At 56.5% G+C, this 15,393-nt stretch carries 12 protein-coding genes; all 12 read right to left on the minus strand.

Annotation, left to right across the window (positions count from 1 at the left end; translation table 11 throughout):
* Positions 1 to 3: 3 nt before the first annotated feature.
* Complete coding sequence (locus tag J4772_RS25640) at positions 4 to 819, minus strand: carbohydrate ABC transporter permease (RefSeq protein ID WP_209071958.1); 816 nt, start codon at positions 817 to 819, stop codon at positions 4 to 6.
* Complete coding sequence (locus J4772_RS25645) at positions 816 to 1,697, minus strand: carbohydrate ABC transporter permease (RefSeq protein WP_209071959.1); 882 nt, start codon at positions 1,695 to 1,697, stop codon at positions 816 to 818. The genes J4772_RS25640 and J4772_RS25645 overlap by 4 nt, the downstream gene beginning before the upstream one ends.
* 99 nt (positions 1,698 to 1,796) lie before the next feature.
* On the minus strand, positions 1,797 to 3,104 hold the full coding sequence (locus J4772_RS25650) for an ABC transporter substrate-binding protein (RefSeq protein WP_209071960.1): 1,308 nt from the start codon (positions 3,102 to 3,104) through the stop codon (positions 1,797 to 1,799).
* Between the two features lie 175 nt (positions 3,105 to 3,279).
* Positions 3,280 to 4,467, minus strand: coding sequence for a response regulator transcription factor (locus J4772_RS25655; RefSeq protein WP_209071961.1), 1,188 nt, complete (start codon positions 4,465 to 4,467; stop codon positions 3,280 to 3,282).
* Positions 4,445 to 6,331, minus strand: coding sequence for a cache domain-containing sensor histidine kinase (locus J4772_RS25660; RefSeq protein WP_209071962.1), 1,887 nt, complete (start codon positions 6,329 to 6,331; stop codon positions 4,445 to 4,447). Before J4772_RS25660 ends, J4772_RS25655 begins: the two co-directional genes overlap by 23 nt.
* Before the next feature lie 143 nt (positions 6,332 to 6,474).
* On the minus strand, positions 6,475 to 7,299 hold the full coding sequence (locus J4772_RS25665; RefSeq protein WP_209071963.1) for a class I SAM-dependent methyltransferase: 825 nt from the start codon (positions 7,297 to 7,299) through the stop codon (positions 6,475 to 6,477).
* Positions 7,300 to 7,364: 65 nt separating this feature from the next.
* A complete protein-coding gene (locus J4772_RS25670) occupies positions 7,365 to 8,186 on the minus strand; it encodes an alpha/beta hydrolase family protein (RefSeq protein ID WP_209071964.1) in 822 nt (273 codons plus the stop codon).
* A 331-nt stretch (positions 8,187 to 8,517) separates the two neighbouring features.
* A complete protein-coding gene (locus J4772_RS25675; protein WP_209071965.1) occupies positions 8,518 to 10,518 on the minus strand; it encodes an AbfB domain-containing protein in 2,001 nt (666 codons plus the stop codon).
* Between the two features lie 23 nt (positions 10,519 to 10,541).
* On the minus strand, positions 10,542 to 11,501 hold the full coding sequence (locus J4772_RS25680; RefSeq protein ID WP_209071966.1) for a glycoside hydrolase family 43 protein: 960 nt from the start codon (positions 11,499 to 11,501) through the stop codon (positions 10,542 to 10,544).
* A 19-nt stretch (positions 11,502 to 11,520) separates the two neighbouring features.
* The gene (locus J4772_RS25685) at positions 11,521 to 12,393 is read right to left on the minus strand and encodes a carbohydrate ABC transporter permease (RefSeq protein WP_116065214.1); all 873 of its coding nucleotides are present in this window, start codon (positions 12,391 to 12,393) and stop codon (positions 11,521 to 11,523) included.
* Positions 12,394 to 12,405: 12 nt separating this feature from the next.
* The gene (locus J4772_RS25690; RefSeq protein WP_116065213.1) at positions 12,406 to 13,275 is read right to left on the minus strand and encodes a carbohydrate ABC transporter permease; all 870 of its coding nucleotides are present in this window, start codon (positions 13,273 to 13,275) and stop codon (positions 12,406 to 12,408) included.
* A gap of 260 nt (positions 13,276 to 13,535) precedes the next feature.
* Positions 13,536 to 14,909: an ABC transporter substrate-binding protein gene (locus J4772_RS25695; protein WP_209071967.1), complete on the minus strand. Its 1,374-nt coding sequence runs from the start codon at positions 14,907 to 14,909 to the stop codon at positions 13,536 to 13,538.
* Between the last annotated feature and the right edge of the window lie 484 nt (positions 14,910 to 15,393).

A 15,393-nucleotide genomic window follows, 5' to 3' on the forward strand; every position in this document is an offset into this window, starting at 1 on the left:
CGATCAGCCTTTGACCGCCCCGCCGACCAGTCCCTTAATAATAAATCTTTGTACGAACATGAACAGCAGAGTAATCGGCATAGCGACCAGCGCCGAAGCGGCGAACAGCTGCGGCCAATTGGCCGAGTACTGCGTTTTGAAGAACATAAGCCCGATCGGCAGCGTCCGGCTGTTCGGAGACGACAGGTAGACGAGCGGACCGAAAAAATCGTTCCACGAATTGATCGCAATTACGATAATGCAAGTCGAGGTTACCGGCAGCGTCAGCGGAACGACAACCTGCCAGAAAATCCGTATCGGCGAGCAGCCGTCGATCATCGCCGCTTCCTCGATTTCCAGCGGAACGGTTTTGAAAAACTGAAAGTACAGGAAGATCGGCAGAGCCATCCCCCCGGCCACTTGAATGATCGAGAGGCCCAGATGGGTGTTGAGCAGCGATAGCTCCCGGAGCAGCAGGAAGGACTGGATCGTTCCGGCGAAGCCGGGCAGGATCATGCCGAGAAGAAAATAAGAGAACAGCCAATCGGCCCTCCACGCTCTACCGTGTCGCAGCGCGTACCCGGCCAGAATGGCGCATACGAGCGTCACCGATAAGGAAACGGCCAGCACGGTCACGCTGTTCGTGAAGTACAGGACGAGACGCCCGACTTCGATCGCCTTCGGATAGTTGCTCCAGTAGTACGTCTCCGGCAAACCCAGCGGATTCAGCGTTCCAGACGAATTTTGCAGCGATACGGTCGCCAGCACAAACAACGGAACGAGAATGACGGCCAAGCAGACCGCGACGATTCCGTATGAAGAAATTTTGGCCGCCCTCATTGCTTAACCTCCCATCTGTTCAGCACCCGGATGATCGTGACCGTCACCAGCATGATGAGAATGGACAGCAGAATAGCCATCGCCGTTCCATAGCCCGGCTGCGACGTCTTGAACGCGAATTGATAGATCAGCGTCCCGAACACTTGCGTCGAGTTGGCCGGCCCTCCCTGCGTCATGACCCAAATATGCTCGAACTGCTTCATGTTCCCGATGACCGACAGCACTGTATTGACGGTGATGGCCGGCACGAGGAGCGGCAGCGTAATCTTGAAAAATTTCTGCCGGGCATTGGCGCCGTCAATGCTGGCCGATTCGTAGATGTCCGACGAGATCCCTTGCAACCCGGCCATGTAGATCATCATCGAGTACCCGGTGTACTGCCAGATAATGACGAACGAGATGGCGTAGATCGCCGTATCCGTACGTCCCAGCCAATCGATGCCCGCCAGCGTGTCCAGGCCGAGCGCCTCGAAAAACTTGGGCAGAAAGCCGACGAACGGCGAGTACATATAGCTCCAGATATAGCCGATGACGACCGTATTCAGAATGGCCGGGTAAAAAATGACCGCGCGCATCCAGACGACGCCCCGCAGCTTCTGGTCGAGCAGGACGGCCAGGAAAATGGAGATCGCGTGCTGAATGGCGATAACGACGATGGACAGAATCAACATGTTGCGCAGCGCGGTGGCGAACAGCGGATCGGAGAAGACGTTCTTGAAATTGTCCAGACCGATCCAGTTCGCGCTGAAGGAAACGCCTTTCCAGTCGGTGAAGCCGTAATATAGTCCGCTGACGATCGGACCCGCGTAGAATAGCGAATAAAGCAGCAGCGCGGGGGCCAGGAACAGAAGAAAGGTTTTCAGATTCAGTATTCTCATAAGGTCCCTCCCGTGTGTGCGAGGCAAGCCTGCGAAGAAGCAAAGACCCGGGCTTCTATCCCCGGGTCGGAGCTGTCCGTTCGCGCCTTGCGCGGCGAATTACTTGTAGTCCTTCTCCTGCGCCTTCTGCATCTCTTCCATCAGCTTCGCCAAATCCGGCTTCTGTTTAAGCAGAATCTGCTGCAGCATCGGGAAATACGCCGGCTCCATGGAAGGCGTCAAGCTCGGGAAGATCGTCGAGATATTCGACTCGATGCTCTTCGTCAGCTCTTCCGCGATCGGATGGTAGGTCGGGGAAGTGCCGCCAACGACAGTTACTGCCGATTTCGTATCGTCGGACCACAGCTTGGCCGTCTCCGGCCGGGCGATGAAGTCCATGAACAGCTTTACTTCCTCGGGATGCTTGCTCCAAGAGATGCCGGTGAAAATATTGTCCGAGATCAGGTTGACGACGAGCGGCTCGCCGGCCTTGTTAAGCGGGATCGGGAACGCGCCCACCTCGAACTCCTTGAAGTCCGCGGGGAATTCGTCGAGCGCCCAGCTTCCCATCGGATACATCGCGGCCTTCCCTTCCTTGAACACCTGCACGACTTGGGCGTTGCCCAGCCCGACCGAATTTTCGAGGAAATACCCCTTGTCCGCCAATTCGCTCAGAGGGCCGAAGAAGTCCGCGAATTCCGGATCGGTCCACTTTTTCTCCCCGGAAGCCAGCTTCTCGAACACGAGAGGATCCTTGTGCTGATAAGCGCCGAATTGGCCGCTGGACATGAACTGGGTCGCCCAGGCGTCCTTGCCACCCGTCACGAACGGCGCGAGTCCGCTAGCCTTGATTTTCTCGCTGACGTCCAGCAGCTCTTCCCAGGTCGTCGGAACGTTTAAGCCGAGATTCTTGAATACGTCTCGATTGTAGAAAACGACAACGGCGTAATAGTTGTACGGCACTCCGTAGGTTTTGCCGTCCACCGTGCCTAGTTGAACGGCGGATTCCAGATAATTGTCCTTCCAGGCTTCCCCGGACATGTCCATCAAGACGTTCTGGTCGACATACTCGCGCATCTGATTCGGGAACATCCACGCGATGTCCATGTCGGCCTTCGAGACGATTCTCGTCCGGATGACTTCCCGGTACTGGTCGGCGATCTGATCCGGCTCCACAGTAATGTACGGATATTGCTCCTCGAACTTCTCGATTACCTTCTGGCTCAGCGGATTCCAGCTGGAAATTTTCAGGGTAACCGGTTCTTTGTCCTCTCCCGAAGGCGCCGAACCGGATTCGGAAGCCGAAGGACTCGCGCCGGAGCCGCTTGACGCGGGAGCTCCCGAATTCTTGTTGCCCCCGCATGCGGAGACGATAAGCGATACGGCCAATACGAGAAGCAGCAATGCGGATAAGCGAGAACGCTTCATGTTAAAACCTCCCTTTGATCTATAAAACGCTTACAAGGTTCATTATAGGAGTCGTCCTGTCCCCTCGCCATGAACGGTTTATGAGATATTGTCTCTTTGTTTTGCCCACTTTCGGGCGCGTCCACAAAAAAATGTACGATTCTTATGAAATCGTACATCTTTTTGATCGGCCGCCTCAGGAACCGTTTCGGTACTCGATCGGAGATTGCCCGACACATTCCTTGAACAGCTTGCTGAAATAGTGCGAATGCGCGTAGCCGACCTTCTCCGCCACCTCGTAAATTCTTAGATTCGTTCTGCGAAGAAGCTCCTTGGCTCGCTCCATCTTTTTGCGTATGACGTAATCGCTAAAATTGACCCCGGTCTCCTTGAGAAAGATCCGGCTGAGATGAGCGGGACTAACGTGGGCGAACTCAGCGCAAGAAGACAGGGACACGTCCTCGCAGAAGTGCAGATCGACATAGTCCATCGCCATGCGAACGGCCTGTCCGACAGCCCCTTCGGCCTCCCCGAGTTCCCGCTGCAGCTCCCCGTACGCCGTTCTCAGACCGGGAACATCGCTTGCAAGCGCGCCTCCGGAGAAGACCAGCGCGACGTTAAGCAGATTGGCCAAATTTTTCTTCAGCTCCGCCAGATACTCGTTCCAGATCCGTTCTCCGCTGCGGGCTTGCGCCGGCGCCAGCCACAGCAGCTCGTCCCGCTCTCCGTTCGCCACCGCGCCTCCCCAATCGTGCGACACATACTTCTCGATGAAGTACCTGGCCGCCGCGAAGCGCGAGCCGCTCTTCTCCGGCTCCTCTTCCCTTCCTCCCGACGCCGGACGGATGCCGACCAGCCGAACCCCGTCCGCCAGCGCGGGCAAACCGAGAGCGCCATACTGCTTCTCCAGCCGCCCCTCTTCGTCCGTTCCCGAGAGCAAAGCTTTCAGAAATTCGTCTCTCTCCTTCTCCGTCGTTCCCGCCGGAGTCAAGGAAGGTCCGTACGTTCGTTCCAGATTGTCCAGCACCTTCTTCAGCATATCTACGATCTCTTCCTTCGCCATCGTAGGCTTGTGCAAATAATCCGTAACGCCCAGACGCAGCGCCTCCTGAACGTAAGGAAAATCGTCGTAGCTGCTGATTACGATGACCTGGATTCCTCCGCCGCGTTCTTTAATTTTCTTCGTTAACTGAATTCCGTCCATCACCGGCATGCGGATGTCGGTCATGACGATATGAATTTCCTCTTCCTCGATGATATTCCAAGCTTCCTCGCCATTGGAGGCCTCCGCCTTCCAGACGACGCCGTAGCTCTCCCAATCGACCAGGTAACGCAATCCGATCCGGACGATCGACTCGTCCTCAACGACCAGCATGTTCCACATCGGCGTTCTCCCCTCTCGGTTGATACGGAAGCAGCAGAATCGCTTTCGTCCCCTCGCCCGGCGCGCTGTCGATCGTCAGACCGTAGGCCGCTCCGTATCTAAGCCTTATGCGTTCCCGAACGTTCCGGACCCCGATGCTTTCTTCCCCGTCCGCGGCCGGATCGTTCAACTCCTTGACCTTGGCGGCGTCGATTCCTTTGCCGTCGTCCGCGACGACAATACGCAGCGTTCGCCCTTCATCCGCGATCTCCGCCGACACCTCGATGCGAAGCTGCCGTTCCATGCTGCTCGGCCCGTGAAAAATCGCGTTTTCCAGCAGCGGCTGCAGCAGCATAACCGGCATTTGGGCTTTCAACGCAGCGTCGGACACCTTCCATCTGACAACGAAGCGGTTCGTATAGCGAAGCTCCATCAGCAGCGTATATTCCTTGAGCAGCTCCAGTTCTTCCCCCAAGCTGACAAGGTCCTTGACCATCTTCATATTGGAGTGCAGCAGCTTGCTGAGCGATTGCAGCAATTTGGCGATATGCTCGGATTGTTGAATGAGCGCCAGCATGCGAATCGAATTAATCGTATTGTACAGAAAATGGGGATTGATGCGGGCGCGAAGCGCGTACAGCTCCGCGTTTCTCTTCTGCTTCTCCGACTCCTCGATCGAATTGACCAGCTCGTCCAGATGCGTCACCATCCGGTTGTACCGGAATTGCAGCTGGCCGATCTCGTCCCTTCTCTCGTAGGGTAGCGACAAGGTCGATTCGAAGTTGCCCATCTCCACCTTGCTCATCGACCGCATCAGGCTGCGAATCGGCTTGGACAGGCCTTTGGCCAGCAGCCAGGACACGACCGCCGCTCCGATAAAAATAAACAAAACGACAAGCAGAGTCAATTTTTTAATCGCCGCGCTCTCCTGAAGCAGCTCCTCCCGGTCGACCAGCAAATAAGTCGTCCAGCCGGTGTATTCGTTGAATTTCTCCACGCCGTTCCAGGAGCGATGGTTGCCGTCCACCGTCGACTGCAGACGGAAGGCGTTCGCGGATTCCGAACCTCCCGCGGCGACGCTTCGCACTTTGGCATATTTGGACACTCCGCCGGCCTTCTCGCCTGTCTCAGCCTGCGAAGAGCGGAACTCCAGCAGCTTCTCGGTAATTTCCGGCTCCGAGGAATAGACATAACCGTCGGGAGCGGCTACGGTGACGTGAACGTTCTTAAAGCTGAGCGAACGGACCGTCTTCTGGATGAACGCCGGCTTAATGTCGACGGCCACGACGGCGGCGGGCTTGAAATCCCGGTCGATCAGCTGCCGCGCGATCGTAATCGTCTTGAACGTGGTTCCGTTGAATTGAGCTTCGTCGCGCAAGCCGGAGATGACCAACCCGCCTTCCCTGTCGATCGCCTGCTTGTACCACGCCTCTTCGTATGGCTTGTAATCCGGGTTGATGGATTTGTCCCCGCTCGTCCGATAACCGTAGATGCTCCCATTCGTTCCGTAGAACAGCATGCCTTCGATCATCGAGTTAACGGAGGGATAGGTCGTAATGAGCTGGATAAGCCGCTGTTGGTTGATTAACTCCCGATAGCCCCATTGGTCTCTAGGCGAGAACGGCGAAGCGATAATTTCAAAAATTTCTTCCGTGGAATAGGGGAGCATGCTATAGCGTTCGAAATCCTGTACCTGCTTCTCCAGCGTATTGTTGAACTGTCCGATGATGACCTGCAGATCCTCGTTAACCCTTTTCTCCAATGAATCCGCCGACTGGCGATACGCAATAAGCCCCACGCTGGCCGTGGGGATGACGCATAGCATATAGATCGCGCATAAGAGCTTCGTCTGGAAGCTCAGACCGTTCCACCATCTCAGAAGCATCGCTGTCTCTCTCCATCCCGTCTCATACTCCTAGTTTAGCGATGTTGGGACGGATGCGACAGATAGGAAGCTATCTTTTTTGGGGAGAAGATTAACTTGATCGACAAGAACATACATACAAAGCCCGCGCAAACCGGCCCAAGTCAACGCTTCTTCAGCCAGAACGAACCGCCTCGGGCCGGGACGCCCTGCGGACCGATCGCTCCGAGAACCGTCTGCGCGAGACCGGCCAATTCCGCGTCTTGCGAGACATAGTGGCTCGGAAACGCCACCTCGTATGCGGGCTCCTGCGGATTTTGCGCCAGTAAATAAGCCGCCAGCATATACTGCTCGTTGTAGTAGCGGCGAGACCAGCTCTCCGGATAGTCGTCCGGCAGAAAAATATCGTGAAAATGAACGAGAACGCCGGACTTCAGCCGCGGCATAACCTCCAGAAATACGATGTTGGCATCCGAATTCTGGAACACATAGTGGCTGCTGTCCACGAACAGAATGTCCCCGGCCTCCAGCTCCTCGAACAACGACAAATCGGTCTCCTCAAGCGGCTTGCGCACGATACGACTGCAAATCTCGTCGATCTCCTCGCGGGGGAACGGATCGATCGAGACGATCTCCGTCGTCAGCCCGTGGTCCGCAGCGGCGCTCTTGGCGAACATCGTGGAGTTGCCCGAGCCGATCTCGCAGTAGCGTTTCGGACGCCGCTCCGCCACGATGCCGTACAGCGCCAGCGCATCTAATCCGCTGAACCAGTCATTGTTCCAGGAGGGCTGCGCAGGAGCGGCATCGTCATGCTCGTACGCTATGGCGACCAACTGTTCGGCGTAACGCGCAAAAGCCCGCAATTCGGCCTCGTAGCGAGACCGATTGCCGGCAATGATCGCATGCAGCGGGCCATGCGTCGGCCTATTGCCGCCGAACCGCGGCCTCGGGCTTATCGGATAATTGACGTAGATCGGATAGAGTGCCATTCCATCGACTCCTCTCATCCTACCACCGTATTCCGTTTGGCTTTCGATGGTGTCCGCCGTCTAGCTTAAATGCTCCAATGCTGCCAATCCTGCTGACGCTTCTCGTGGGTCGCCAGCCAATCCAAGGTGGATTGGTACAGCTCGTTTTTGTGAACTCCTTGGGAGTACGTGTGGTCCGCTTGGAAAAGAATGTTCTTATCGCAGCGCCCTTCGCCGCGAAGCCAGAATGTCTTCTCCAGCAGAAAGCTGTAATCGGCCGGAATGACGTCATCCGACGTTCCGTGCGCGATGAAGACGTCGCCCGAGAACTTGGACGCTTCCTGGAACGGCTGATGCTGCTGCAGCGACTCGAAAAACTCGGGCTTCAGCTTGTAGCCCTGATAGTCCGCCTGACCTTTCTTGACCGTTTCGTCGTACACGCCGCGCCCGACGATTTTCACAATGTCGCTGAATGGATAGGAGACGGGAGACCACAGCGCCAGCGATTTCACGCGGCGATCTCTCGTTCCCGTCAGCAGAGCGACGGCTCCCCCGAGACTGTGTCCGAGCAGCGTCACTCTGAGCGGGTCCACGCAATCGAGGCTTAAGCCGTAGTCCAGCACGGATCGCGTCTGCGCAATCATCGAATCGAGACCGTGCTCGCCGTACACGCCTTCGCTCTCACCGCAGCCGGCAAAGTCAAAACGAATGACGAGGAAGCCCCGTTGCGCCAGCAATCGGCTTGCCAGCAGGAACAGCCGATCCACGCCAATCCGGTTGCCGATAAAGCCGTGGCAGATAACGACTAGCGGCATTTTCTTCTCCGGGCAGGCTCCGTCCCGAACCGGATAATGTATCGTAGCCGTTAAGGCAAGATTATCATGCTGAATCGTAATTGGTTTTTCCATCGTCGAAAACCCCTTATCCTTATATTCCGATTAAAATAGTATGAATTAAAGTTATCATCTCCCTCGCCTTCTGTCAACCCCAAAAAAAAGGGCTGTCCCATAAGCACTCCAAGTTGCTCTGACAGATGATCGATACTAAAGGTTAACGGGGTATATACCTCCTTCCGCTGCTATACGCTCCTGAAATCTGAATGGGGAAACTCGTGAAAAGGGGATTTCAGGAGCGTATGAGGCAGTCTACAGGAGGTATATACCCCTATCTTTGTTTTTCGATCATTTCAAGCAACTCTGCTTATGGGACAGGCCCTTTCAAAATATGCCGTTGACTCAGTTACTTCACATAGAACGTTGCGTCGGCTTGGTCGAGGGCGTTCGTAATCGACGAGATTTCCAGTACACCGCTCCGGTGTCTCAGGTAGATGCCCGAGAAACTGTACGTTTCGAACGAAGCCGCCCATCCGCTGGAGAAGCCGGTGCGCAAACGCCAGGTGGCGTCGTTCTTGTATAGCGTCGTATTGGCATACGGGTCAAGCCACACCTTGCCGTCGCGGTGACGCAAATAGTAGCCCGGATACGTTGCCGATTCGATCGACACCGCCGACGGATCGGCCAGTCCCGGCACGAGCTTCCACTGCGATTCCGGCGCGTACTGGCTTCCGTCCATTTTGCCCCGGCCCGCGTCGACGCGGACGTAGTTGCCGATGTTGTAGCTCTCCAGCTGATTGACGGGGATTTCGACGTCGACCCGCTGCAGCTTCCAGTTCTGCGTATCCAGCCCGTTGGCCGTCCATTGGATGACCTTCGTTCCGGCCGGAGAGCCCCCGCCCGCATTGTCCAGCATCAGGCTGCTATGCTCGTTCATGCTCGTATAATAGCCGCTCCCCTTATAGGAGAACTTCCATCGCTGCGTATCCAAGTAATTGTCGGTCCACAGCACGACCTTCGTCCCCGGAGTCGTCACGCCGTTCGGATCGTCCAACACCAAGCCCGTATTCACGTTCATCACCCGGAAAAATCCGTTGCTCCGATAATCCGGCACCCACCACTGGGTGTCTAAGCCGAGATCGTTCCATTGGATCACTTCCGTGCCGGCCGGCGATCCGCCCCCTGCATTATCCAGCAGCAGACTATTATTCTGGTTGATCAGCTTGTAGATGCCCCCGGAGACGATAGAGGACTCCCCGTTCATCTGCACGACGTTCGCCCGAATTTCGTTGCGGCTGCCGACTTTGACCGTGTTGACCTCCAGCAGCAGCGAATGATCGAGCGGCAGCAGCGTTCCGCTCCATGCGGCGGGGGTATTCTGGTTGCTTCCCTTGACGGTCAGCGGCGCGTCCACCAGAGACCACGTTGCTCCGTAATTGGAGCTGGTGAACATTTTATTGGCCGTGGGCACGACGTCGGTCATCCCGCGCACGTAAAATCTGCCGTTCGGGCTGCCGTCGTCCACATACGCGATTTCGGGAGTTTGCGAAGCGCGATAGATGCCTGTGCCGACTACAGTGCCGAGATCGGTCGGGCTTCCCCAATTGATGCCGTCGGTCGAGGTCTTGAACCGGACGGCGAAGTTCGGAGCGGCTCCCAGCATCTCGAAAAACATAAAATACGTTCCGTTCTTCGCCCGAACGACCCGAGGCATGCCCGGACGCCAGTCCCAGTTCGTCGAGCTTCCGACGGTCAGGCTATAACTGCCCCAAGTCAACCCTCCGTCGCTCGAAATCTCCTGAGCGAGCGCCTGATTGTAGCCCGGCTGCCGCTCATCGGAGTAGTAGCAGATCAGCCGGCCGTCGGCGGTGACGGCGAACTCGGGCTCCCAGGTGCGCTTCGTGCCCGCCGTTCCGCGCGCTGCCAGATGGCTATGAAGCTGCCAGGTCGCTCCGTTGTCCGTGCTCCGCCAAATATGAATCGTATAAGCGGACGTATTGTCCCAATCCGTCGAGGCGAACAGCAGCGTGCCCGCCGGATAAGCTCCGACCTGCTGCGGCAGCACGTAGAGCGTCGTCATTCCCTGCTGGTCCCGGTTCAAGCCGTAATTGTTCGGGTCGATCTCGCTGAGCAGCGACCAGCTTTTCCCGTTGTCGGAGCTGCGGTAGATCGGGAATGGCTTCATCCCGACCCAACCGGTATTTCCGGGAAACCTGCGTGTGAACGTGGTCAGCACATCCCCGTTGCCCAGCTTAACCGCTCTGGCGTAATACGGCTCGGTTTCCGTTCCGCTGCTGGAGACGACCGATCCGGTCGTCGCCGCTTGAACGGAAGCTCCGCCCAGCAACGACATCAGCATAACTAAAGACAGTACAAGCAGCCATCCTTTTCGAACGCTTCTTCCCATCTTCATTCCCCCGCGACAGATGATTATTTTTTCTCCCCGGAAGGTCGTTGGATCTCATGCTCGTCGCTTAGCGGCACGCCGAAATCCGGCGTCCCGTCCGGATTCCAGCCGAAACGCTGAATGCGCGTGCTGCGCAGCCCCGTATCGGCTCCCGGCTCCGGCAGCGCGTGAAAGACGATCCAATCCTCCGTCCCGTCCGGCGACATCGTAAAGCTGTTATGCCCAGTGGCGTACACGCGATTTTCGACGCTTTTGCGAAATACCGGCTCCGCCGACTTGCGCCAGGAGGCCGCATCCATCGGATCGTCCCCCTCCTTCATCGTCAACATGCCTAAAGCGTAATCCTCGGACCAGGTCGTACTTGCCGAATAGACGAGAAAAATAAAGCCGTTTCTGCGCAAAATGACAGGTCCCTCGTTGATCGCCATTCCGCCCTGTTTTTCCCACTCCAGCGTAGGGGCCGTAAGCAGCACGTGACCTCCGTCAAGCGCCAGCGTCCATGGGTTGTCCATCCGGACAATGAAAATCGCCGAGCCGTAATCGGGATACCGCCCATAGCCGGCATACATAAAATACAAGCTTCCTCCCAGCTCCATCACCGTCCCGTCCAGCCCGGGCAGCGGCGTATCGAGAGCCCCTTTCCAGATCCACTCTCCTTCCGTCGGATCGGCTTCGCCGTTTTCCAGCACGCAAATTTTGCGGGATTCATCACCTCCTCCATCGTTGGCGGTGTAGTAGATGTACCACATGCCTTCCAGCCAGTGCAGCTCGGGCGCCCAGAGATTGTGACTGTACGGACCGTTCTCCTCCGGAATCCATACTTTTTTCTTGGCGCCTGTTGCGATCCCGGTCATTGAAGCGGATTTCGTAATTTCCAGACAGCCGAACTGCGTGGACATAAAATAGTAGAAGCCGTCGCTATGCTTCAGCAGCCAAGGATCGGCGGCGTTTCGGACGATCGGATTGCGAAAAGTTGCAGTCATGGGTGCGTTCTCTCCTTTTTTACCCCTTCATTCCGGTCAAGGTAATGCCCTCGACGAAGTATCTTTGCGCGAAAAAGAACAGCAGCAGCGTCGGAATCAGCGCCAGCACCGAACCGGCCATAATATACGTCCATTGAGACGTGTAGAAGCCTTGGAACGACGCCAGCACGAGCTGAAGCGTGAACTTCTCCGGAGTGTTGATGTAAATCAGCGGTCCCAGAAAATCGTTGTACCCGGCGAGAAAGCCGAACAGACCTTGCGTAATAAGAGCGGGCTTGGACAGCGGAACCATAATCCGGATGAAAATCTGAAACGGATTCATCCCGTCTACCTTCGCCGCCTCCTCCAGCTCTCTCGGAATGGTCATAAAAAACTGCCGCAGCAAAAACACGCCCGCCGCCGCCCCGAACATCCCCGGTACCATTAACGGCAGCCAGCTGTCGATCCAGCCAATTTCCTTAAACAGAATAAACGTCGGAATCATCGTCACAACGCCCGGAATCATCATCGTTGCCAGCAGCAGCGTGAACAGCACATTTTTCGCCGGAAAATCCATCCTTGCGAACGCATTGGCCGCCAGCGCGCTCGTGAACAAGCCGACGATGCAGGGCAGGGAGATGAGGAGCAGCGTGTTGAAAAAACCTTTAAGCAGGTTCGCTTCCGTCAATACGAAGACGTAGTTGCTCCATTCGAACGCTTCGGGAATCCAGCGCGGCGGCATTTCGAACTCGCGGCCTTGCTGCTTGAGCGAGGTGGACAGCATCCAGAGAAAGGGGATCGCCATCACGAGCGCTCCCGCAGTCAGGAACGCATAGGCGACGGTCTGACGGACCATCTCCCCCGCTTTCTTCCTCCTCTGGCGGACGCTCCTTCCGACTAACGTACTCGACATGCTTTTTTCCCCCTATTCGTAGTGCACCCAGCGTTTGGACAGCCAGAAATTCAGCAGCGTAATCGCCAGAATCAGCAGCCCGAGCACCCAGGCCATTGCCGATGCATATCCCATGCTCATATACCGGAACGCGTTCTGGAACAAGTAATAAACAATCGTTGTCGTCGAGTAGTTCGGACCGCCCTCGGTCATGATCTGGAAGCGCGGAAAATCCTGCAAAGCCCCGATAATCGACGTAATCAAAATGTACAGCGTCGTCGGCGAAATGCACGGAATCGTAATCCGCACGAACCTCTGCCAGCGGCTGGCCCCGTCGATCTCCGCCGCTTCGTGGAAGCTCTTCGGAACGCCTTGCAGCGCGGCCAGATAGAGCACCATGTTGATTCCCAGTCCCGCCCACACGCCTTGAATGATCATCGCCGGCATTGCCCATTTCTCGCTGCTCAACCAGGCAGGCCCTTGAATGCCGATCAGCTCCAGCAAGTAGTTCAGCAAGCCGTAGCTATCGTTGAAAATCCATTTCCACAGCAGCGTCAGCGCGATAACCGAGCTGATTGTCGGCAGAAAAAACATCGTCCGGAAAAACCGGATGCCGCGCACCTTCTGATTCAGCGCCGTGGCGATGAACAGCGCCAGCGCCATGCCGATCGGGATGCTTAGCGCCGCGTAGAACGTATTGAACATCGTCTTCCAGAACAGCTCGTCGTTCAGCGCAAGCTTGGCGTAATTCGCAGTTCCCGTGAATACGGGAGGCTGGTAGCCGCTATACTCCGTAAAGCTGACATAGACGGAATAGCTGAGCGGCACGAACGCGAACAGCAGAAACCCCAAAATGGGGGCGGAGACGAATAAGTAGGCCCAGGCGTATTCCTTGCGTTTCATTCGTTCACCTCCGTCTTTACTTGCAGAGGGGGGCTGTAAGCAATTCAAGTCGCTCTGAGGAATGATCGATGATAAAGGCTTGCAAGGTGTATGTATCTCCCTCCGATGCTATACGCTCCTGAAATCTGAATAGGTAAACTCGTTACAGGGTGATTTCAGGAGCGTATGAGGCATTCTCCGGGAGGTACATACACCTCTTTTTTTTATCGATCATCTCAAGCAACCATACTTATAGACAGCCCCTACTGCCGATAATTCTCTTACTTGAATACCGCCGGGTTGCCTTCCTTGATCGCCGCGTCGATCTTCGGCTTCAGATCGTTTAACACGTCCGCGGCCGATTTCTTGCCTTCCCACATCGGGGCGAGTCCTTGGGACAGCATATCGAACCATTTGGCGTTCGGCAGATTCGTCCACGGACCGGGCACCTCGTTCTCGGCAGCCTTGATGAACACTTCTGCATGCTCGGGCTTCTGCCCCGGCTGCAGGAAGACGTCGGTGGCGGCCATCGACTTGAAGCTCGGAATGGCGAAGCCCATCAGCGATTGCTCCTTCTGTCCTTCCGGTCCTCCCAAGTACTCAACAAGCTTGTAAGCAGCCTCGATATGCTTCGACTTACTGTAGATGCCGAGTCCGACCGAGCCGCTCCAGCCCGCCCACTTGTTCACCGGCAGCGGAGCAACGTCCCAATCGAAGGCCAGCTTGCGGAACTCCGGCACCATCCAGCGCCCGGTAATCATCATCGCCAGTCTGCCCGTCTGGAACATCTGGCTATCGTTCATATCCTTCAGCGCCGCTGCGTTCGGAACGACCTTGTGCTGGTTGGACAGATCCGCGGCAAACTGCAGCGCCTCCACCGCAGCCGTTCCGTTGCCTAGAAACTCGCGGCGATCGTCGCTCAGGAACGCGCCGCCGTTGCCGAGCACGAAGCCTTCCCACCAGATCGGTCCCATGCCGTATTGCTTGACCTTTCCGTTTTCCTCTATCGTCAGCTTTTTCGCCGTGTCCAGCAGCTGCTCGAACGTCATCGGCGTGTCCGCGCTCGGGAACGGTACGTTCATTTTGGTGAACAGGTCCTTGTTGTAGTAAAGGACGGTCGGGCCGATGTCCTTAGGCAGCGCGTATAGCGGTCCCTGCCCGTTCACCGCTCCGTCGTAACGATATCTGATCAAGCCGGATTCCCACATGTCCCCCGTATCGATCGAACTGCCGTTGACGAGATCCTCGATGGGATGCAGCAGCCCTTGGCTCACCCAACGTCCGAAGTCCCCATCCGGTACGTAGAATACGTCAGGCGCGTCTCCGCCCGCTAGAATTGTGTTCATTTTACCGACGTAGTCGGCCGGGATGTGCAAGTACTCCACCTTGATCGTCGGGTACTTCTCCTCGAAGCCTTTGAGCAGTTTCGTAAATACCTCTTTCTCCGATGGATCTCCCCAGCCGGCGAACTTGATTTTGACCGGGTCTCCTCCCGACTCCGCGCTCTGAGAGGAGCTGCCCGTCGCCGAGGCGCCAGGGCTTGCAGCAGGCTCCTTCCCTCCGCTGTTTCCTCCGCCGCACCCGGTCGTCAACCCCGCAAGCAGCGCGATCGATGCCGTGAACACCAGCAATCTTTGGCTTTTACCGAGATTCATCTTATAGACACTCCCTTTTTGTATTGGATCTGCCTTCACCTTTAATTATAGAGGGACAGCGTGGGCGAACAATTGTGAAAACGCTTTATTAAATTCACAAAAAGAATCGTAACCTCGGCGATTTCGACGGTCGAAAACGATAATGTGTGGCGGTCGTGGCGGGAGGTGGCGAGTTTGTGGGGATCTAACGGTTCGGGAGGCCGTTAGAAGCATCGAGTGGCGAGTTTGCGGCGGTCTAACGGTCCGGGAGGCCGTTAGAGGCAGCGAGGGCGGGTCTGCGGCGGTCTAACGGTCCGGGAGGCCGTTAGAGGCAGCGAGTGGCGAGTTTGCGACGGTCTAACGGTCCGGGAGACCGTTAGAGGCATCGAGTGGTGAGTTTGCGACGGTCTAACGGTCCGGGAGGCCGTTAGAGGCATCGAGTGGTGAGTTTGCGACGGTCTAACGGTCCAGGAGGCCGTTAGAAGCATCGAGTGGCGAGTTTGCG

This window comes from Cohnella sp. LGH (genome assembly GCF_017671885.1).
Lineage (GTDB): Bacteria > Bacillota > Bacilli > Paenibacillales > Paenibacillaceae > Cohnella > Cohnella phaseoli.